Below are 6,040 nucleotides of genomic sequence, written 5' to 3'. Positions count from 1 at the left end.
TTTTTTGTTAACTAAAAAATAAACTAGCACCACGGGTCATTAGATAATTTTATTCATCATTTATTTTTTGTATTCGTCACCAAGGGAGCGAAGGAAGTGTCTATGCTGAACGATGTATACTGAGTTTTTAGTTGAAATAGGCATTAACGATATGCTATAATGTAAATACAAAATGTATATACAAGAGGTTTTGATATGACTACTACACAACCTGTTAATTTTCGTGCTGATTCTGTTTTTTATCAACAAACTAAGGACATTTTAGCAGACGAGCAAATCAGTCTTACAGATGTTTTTAATGCTGCATTAAGAAAGATTGCGACTGGTGCTGTTGATGCCAAAGAATTTGTTTCGAGTGACTTGCCAGAGTCACAGTATCAAATTGCTTTTGAAGATTTAAAGAAAGAGATTCTGTTAGGCCATCAAGATATTGCTCAAGGTAAGGTCACAGCACTTGCAGACGTAAGGAAGGAATTTGGTCTTGACTAGTCATAAACGTTACAGTGTTTCCTTATCTGATGCGGCTAAACAGGATTTAAAAGCTATTCATGAGTACATTGTTCTCAACTTTTATAGCCAACAATCTGCTGATGGTAAAATTGATTTAATTTTATCTGCCTTAGAAACTTTAGAAGTCTTCCCTGAAGCTTGTCCTCGTGTGGCGAGCCGTGGTTATGGTGAATTAACTGCTGATGGCAAAAGTTACCGCTATATGCCAATTGAGAATTATTTAGCTTTTTACTACATTGAGGAGCATAATGTCTATATTTCTCGTATCATGAACTCAAAGCAAAACTGGGCAAAATTATTTAATAAGTAATTAGGGAATATTTTTGGAAAATGGGCAGAAAAGCTCTATCAGACAGCTATTGATTTTTCAGATTTGACAGCTGATGATGTGGTCATTGATGCTTACTCAGGCATTGGAACCATTGGCCTATCCTTTGCCAAATCAGTTAAGGCAGTTTATGGTGTGGAAGTGATTGAAGCAGCTGTCCGTGACGCGGAAAAAAATGCTGCGTTAAACGGCATTACGAATGCCCACTATGTGGCTGATAGCGCTGAAAACGCTATGGCCAACTGGAGTAAGCAAGGCATTCAGCCAAGCGTTATCCTCGTAGACCCACCACGCAAAGGACTCACCGAAAGTTTTATCAAAGCCAGCGTTGCCATGCAACCAGACAAAATCACCTACGTCTCCTGTAACCCAGCCACCATGGCGCGTGATATCAAACTCTACGAAGAATTGGGTTATAAATTGACAAAAGTGCAGCCGGTTGATCTTTTTCCAATGACGCATCATTGTGAAGTTGTTAGTTTACTAGAGAGAGCCGTAGAGTAAGAGTCCATCTCGCTTTCTTGTTTCAAGGCGAGCTGCTAAAAAGGTCCACAGGACCTTTTTACTCCCGAATACGCATCATGTTGAGGCAGTATCACTGCTTGTACGAGCTGATTTATCAGCGAAGTAGAAGTGTCCATGTTCTCTATATTTGGTTCGATTACAATATCAGTTTAGTACTTACGCTTTGTCGTGAGTGCTTTTATATTATCAGATTATTTATTGCAGGGAACTTAAAAAGTATATATGTGTTATAATGAAGACATTAGATTTCAATAAGGAGGGAAGAGTTTTGACGTTAGTTCAAGATGAACTAAAAATCATCAGTGTAGATGAACTGATGAAGATGAATTTAAAAATTCCAGAATATCAGCGTCCATATCGTTGGTCGTCAAGTTCAACGAATACCTTATTTGCAGATACCTATGAAGCTTTTAAGTCAAGAATTGGTGAGTATAGATTAGGTTCGGTAATTCTGCACAAGCCTAAAAGCCAAAATTATGAATATAATTTAGTTGATGGCCAGCAACGGACTACGACCTTATCAATTTTACTCTATGTGCTTGGCGAAAAAAGTCAAAACCTTCTGAGAGAGAACTATAAACCTTCATCTCGTGATGCAATTTACAATAATTATATGTTGCTTCAAAAGAGAGTGAACGAACTTCCTGAAGAAGAGCAAAACAAGTATAAAGAGTATCTTGAAAAGAAATGTACCGTTGTAAAGATTGTGACAGATAGTGAGCAGGAGGCGTTTCAATTCTTTGACTCACAAAATTCACGTGGAAAAGCGCTCAAGCCTCACGATTTATTGAAATCCTATCATTTAAGAGAAATGACTCGAGATCCTGAAAAGTTGAAAATCAGTCTGATTTCTGAGTGGGAAGATACGGATCAAAATGCACTTGAGGATTTATTTAGCAATTATTTGTATCCAGTCATTCGATGGGTTAAAAACAGGGATGGGTTACATTATTCATCGGATAAAATCCAATATTTTAAGGGAATCAAGCAATCTAATACCTTTAACTATTCAATTTATCATAAGGCAAGTAATATTTTCATTGAACAATTCAATACGAGTGGTTCAAGCGAGTTGCTCAGTTCCGGGGAATTAAACCAATTTCAGCTGACGCAACCAATTATTGCCGGTAAACGCTTTTTTGCTTGGACTTTGCATTATTCAGTTTTGTTGGAACAAGTCAAAAGTAAGATTGATAGTGACCATACAAAAGAAGAGGTGCCAGGAAAGCGAACTGGTGATATTTACATAAAACAACTTTATGAAGCTACATTACTTTTTTATGCTGACAGGTTTGGTTATGAAACAATAGATGAATCGGTCATGCATCAGCTATACACTTGGTGTTATTCATTAAGATTACGAATGAAGGCTATTTATCCACAAACGGTAAATAAGTATGCAGTTGGTCAACATGAACGGATTAATCTGGGTAAAGATTTATTTTCCATAATGAGTGAAATGAATGACCCGCAAGAATTGAAATCCATATTCTTAGAAAGTGTAGAAGAGAGCGGCCTTCAAAGTAGTAGCTACAAAGCAATTTACGAATCAATTAAACAATGGAATGGGTGGTAATCATGGATAAACATTTAAAAATGATACCAGTTTCAAAAATATTTTCTGATGTTCATTATGAGGTTCCAATTTATCAACGAAATTACGCATGGGGTTCTGACCAAATTGAACAATTAATCGAAGATATTAAGAGTTCAAAAGATGATTATTTTTTAGGTAATTTAATCGTCAATCAGAAGGATAATAACCTATATGAAGTCATTGATGGGCAACAACGCTTGACGACTTTATTTTTACTAGAAAGATATTTAGGTATTACGTTTGCTAATGATGCATTACGTTTTGAAGCTAGAGATAAGGCGAATAGAACGCTAGCAACATTACCCAATACAAACCAATTAACTGATGAGTTGCAGTCTTCGGAAATTAAAGTGGGCTATAAAATTATTGATGATTATTTTGAGAAGACAGGTCTGAAAGCAGAAAAAGAAAAAATCATCAAACGTTTGGAGAAAGTGAATCTTATCCGTGTACAGGTACCCGCTAAAATCGATTTGAACCATTATTTTGAAATTATGAATACGCGTGGTGAGCAACTCGAATTACATGAAATCGCTAAAGCATATATTTTAGCAAAAATTTCATCACCAGAAGCTAAGAAAATCGCTAGTGATATTTGGGAATACTGCTCCAATATGGACTCTTATATTCAAATGAATTATCCTAAAAAGCAACGAGATAAGATATTTAGTAATGATTGGAGTAGCTTGTCTGATAGGATAGTTGACTTTGATTCATTAATTGGTTGCTATCAAAATGAAGCAGTAATGGAAGAAAGATTCACTCTTGAAGAAATACTTCAAGGTAAGGGCATGACGAGTGGGGCATCACCATCAAATGGGGAATCTGAGAATGAACGGTTTGAGTCAATTATTTCCTTCCCAAACTTCTTGCTACAAGTCAACGAAGCAATTACTAGATCAAATGCGGACGATGATGCAAGTTTGGATGACAAGAATTTTTTAACCAGTCTTCAGCATAATTGGGCAAATGAAGTGTCAGCTAAACGATTCCTATTCACGATGTTGAAAGCCCGCGTATTTTTTGACAAATTTATTTTAAAGCGTGAGTATGCACGTGATTACAAAGAAACAGGGAAGTGGTCGTTACAAAGGCTTGAAAAATATCGTGACGTTAAAGGAGACAAGCCAAAATATGTCGGAACTTTTGGTGGAGATGAAGATAATCGAAACAAACAAATTCGCACGCTACAATCTGCTTTACGTATAACATACACCTCTCCAAAAACAATGCACTGGATTTCATTAGTCTTGTCGAGTTATATTAATGATGAAAATGCTGATATATTGGATATTCTTGAAAATTATGCCCAATCAAAAGTTGATGAATCTGGATATGAAACGACCTCCGGATTCGGTTTTGAACGAATCGTATTCAGTTATTTAGATTATTTAATTTACCGAGATGGCTATTCATTCAACGAAAATGAAATTATACGTCCTCTAGCGGATGACTGGCAATTCCAGTTCAGAAGTTCAATCGAACATTTCTATCCGCAACATCCAACTGAGTTGTCTTCTTGGGATGATGAAGATTTAAACTGCTTTGGTAACTTAGCGTTGATTACGGTCTCCGGTAATTCTACGTTTAATAATGCAATGCCTGTCGGAAAAGCAAGTACAAACCCAGGGATTATTGCGCAAAGCTTGAAGTTGAAAATCATGACTGCAATGATGAGACAGAATGACAATATATGGGATCAAAAATTAGCACACAAGCATCAGGACGAGATGTTTAAAATTCTTGAATCAAAAAAGGGTGAGTTAGGGTAGATATATTCTTGAAAACCAGTCTATTTTATCAACTCAACAGAACCTAAAAACAATTAATTTAAAAGAAAGGTATAATCTATATACTCGGCACAATTAGATTTTGTAGCAATGATAATTGCTCAAGAATACAATTTGTATTGAGGCAGTATCATTGCTCGTACGAGATGATTTATCAGCGAAGTAGAAGAAGATGACCTTTTTGGCATTGCGAACTATTTTCAATCTTTTATTGCACCTTTAATGACTTTAAATAGTTTAGTCAATCTAAAATAGAGATATTAAGCAAAAAGAATATACTAACAAAAATCGGCTCTATAATTTCTGTAGTGGGTAACTCCACTATGGAGATTATAGGGCTTTTTGAGTATCAAAAAAGTCCCATAAGACTTAAATGAAAAGCGCTTAAACAACTCATTAGAAAGTATCTTATGGAACACATCAATAATACCACATTACTCATCGGAATTAAAGACAAACACATCACCTTAAATAAAGCCATTCAGCACGATACCCATATCGAAGTCTTCGCTACACTTGATTATCACCCTCCAAAATGTAAACACTGCAAGGGGAAACAAATCAAATACGACTTCCAGAAACCTTCTAAAATCCCTTTTATTGAGATTGCTGGTTTCCCTAGCCTCATTCGTTTGAAAAAGAGACGATTTCAATGCAAATCCTGTCGGAAAGTTACTGTAGCTGAAACAACTCTCGTTAAGAAAAATTGCCAAATCTCTGAAATGGTTAGACAGAAAATCTCTCAACTCCTACTCAACAGAGAGGCTCTTACACATATTGCTTCTAAGCTCGCTATCTCTACCTCCACCGTCTATCAGAAGCTGAAACAATTTCAATTCCGTGAGAATTACACCACTTTACCAGAAGTGCTTTCCTGGGATGAATTCTCCTACCAGAAGGGGAAATTGGCTTTCATTGCTCAAGATTTTAACACCAAGAAAATCATTACCATCCTTGATGACAGAAGACAAACAACCATCCGAAATCATTTCTTTAAGTACTCGAAAGAAGCCAGAAACAAAGTTAAAGTGGTCACTGTCGATATGTCTGGAAGTTATATCCCCCTCATCAAACTGCTATTTCCAAATGCTAAAATTGTTCTCGACCGCTTCCACATTGTCCAACACATGAGCCGGGCTCTTAATCAGACTAGAATCAGAATCATGAAACAATTTGATGATAAATCTCTGGAATACAGAGCTCTTAAATACTACTGGAAGCTCATTCAAAAGGATAGCAGAAAACTGTCTCTTAAGGCGTTCTATGCTCGAACATTTAGAGAAACCTTAA

At 36.2% G+C, this 6,040-nt stretch carries 5 protein-coding genes and 1 pseudogene; all 6 read left to right on the top strand.

All coding sequences use genetic code 11. The annotated features are described in order from the left end of the window. Positions 1–195: 195 nt before the first annotated feature. The gene (gene relB, locus SCSH_RS02740) at positions 196–489 is read left to right on the top strand and encodes a type II toxin-antitoxin system RelB/ParD family antitoxin (RefSeq protein ID WP_004227383.1); all 294 of its coding nucleotides are present in this window, start codon (positions 196–198) and stop codon (positions 487–489) included. Continuing rightward, the gene (locus tag SCSH_RS02735) at positions 482–820 is read left to right on the top strand and encodes a type II toxin-antitoxin system RelE/ParE family toxin (RefSeq protein ID WP_057490364.1); all 339 of its coding nucleotides are present in this window, start codon (positions 482–484) and stop codon (positions 818–820) included. Before relB ends, SCSH_RS02735 begins: the two co-directional genes overlap by 8 nt. Before the next feature lie 24 nt (positions 821–844). Continuing rightward, positions 845–1,342, top strand: a pseudogene (gene rlmD / locus SCSH_RS02730) (23S rRNA (uracil(1939)-C(5))-methyltransferase RlmD); the annotation flags it as partial. Positions 1,343–1,595: 253 nt separating this feature from the next. After that, complete coding sequence (locus tag SCSH_RS02725) at positions 1,596–2,939, top strand: DUF262 domain-containing protein (protein WP_238581366.1); 1,344 nt, start codon at positions 1,596–1,598, stop codon at positions 2,937–2,939. A 2-nt stretch (positions 2,940–2,941) separates the two neighbouring features. Next, positions 2,942–4,732, top strand: coding sequence for a GmrSD restriction endonuclease domain-containing protein (locus SCSH_RS02720; protein ID WP_057490362.1), 1,791 nt, complete (start codon positions 2,942–2,944; stop codon positions 4,730–4,732). A 428-nt stretch (positions 4,733–5,160) separates the two neighbouring features. After that, positions 5,161–6,040: ISL3 family transposase (locus SCSH_RS02715; RefSeq protein WP_057490361.1), on the top strand; the 880-nt coding region annotated here is incomplete at its 3' end.

Origin of the sequence: Streptococcus orisasini (genome assembly GCF_001431045.1) — a bacterium.
Taxonomy (GTDB): Bacteria; Bacillota; Bacilli; order Lactobacillales; family Streptococcaceae; genus Streptococcus; species Streptococcus orisasini.
Note: the sequence above shows the minus strand (reverse complement) of the source record. Positions and strands in the feature narration are given on the sequence as shown.

Excerpts from the sequence above, each read along its gene's own strand:
- SCSH_RS02720 (WP_057490362.1), top strand. The coding sequence starts at position 2,942 with ATGGATAAACATTTAAAAATGATACCAGTTTCAAAAATATTTTCTGAT.
- relB (WP_004227383.1), top strand. The coding sequence starts at position 196 with ATGACTACTACACAACCTGTTAATTTTCGTGCTGATTCTGTTTTTTAT.
- SCSH_RS02725 (WP_238581366.1), top strand. The coding sequence starts at position 1,596 with ATGAAGACATTAGATTTCAATAAGGAGGGAAGAGTTTTGACGTTAGTT.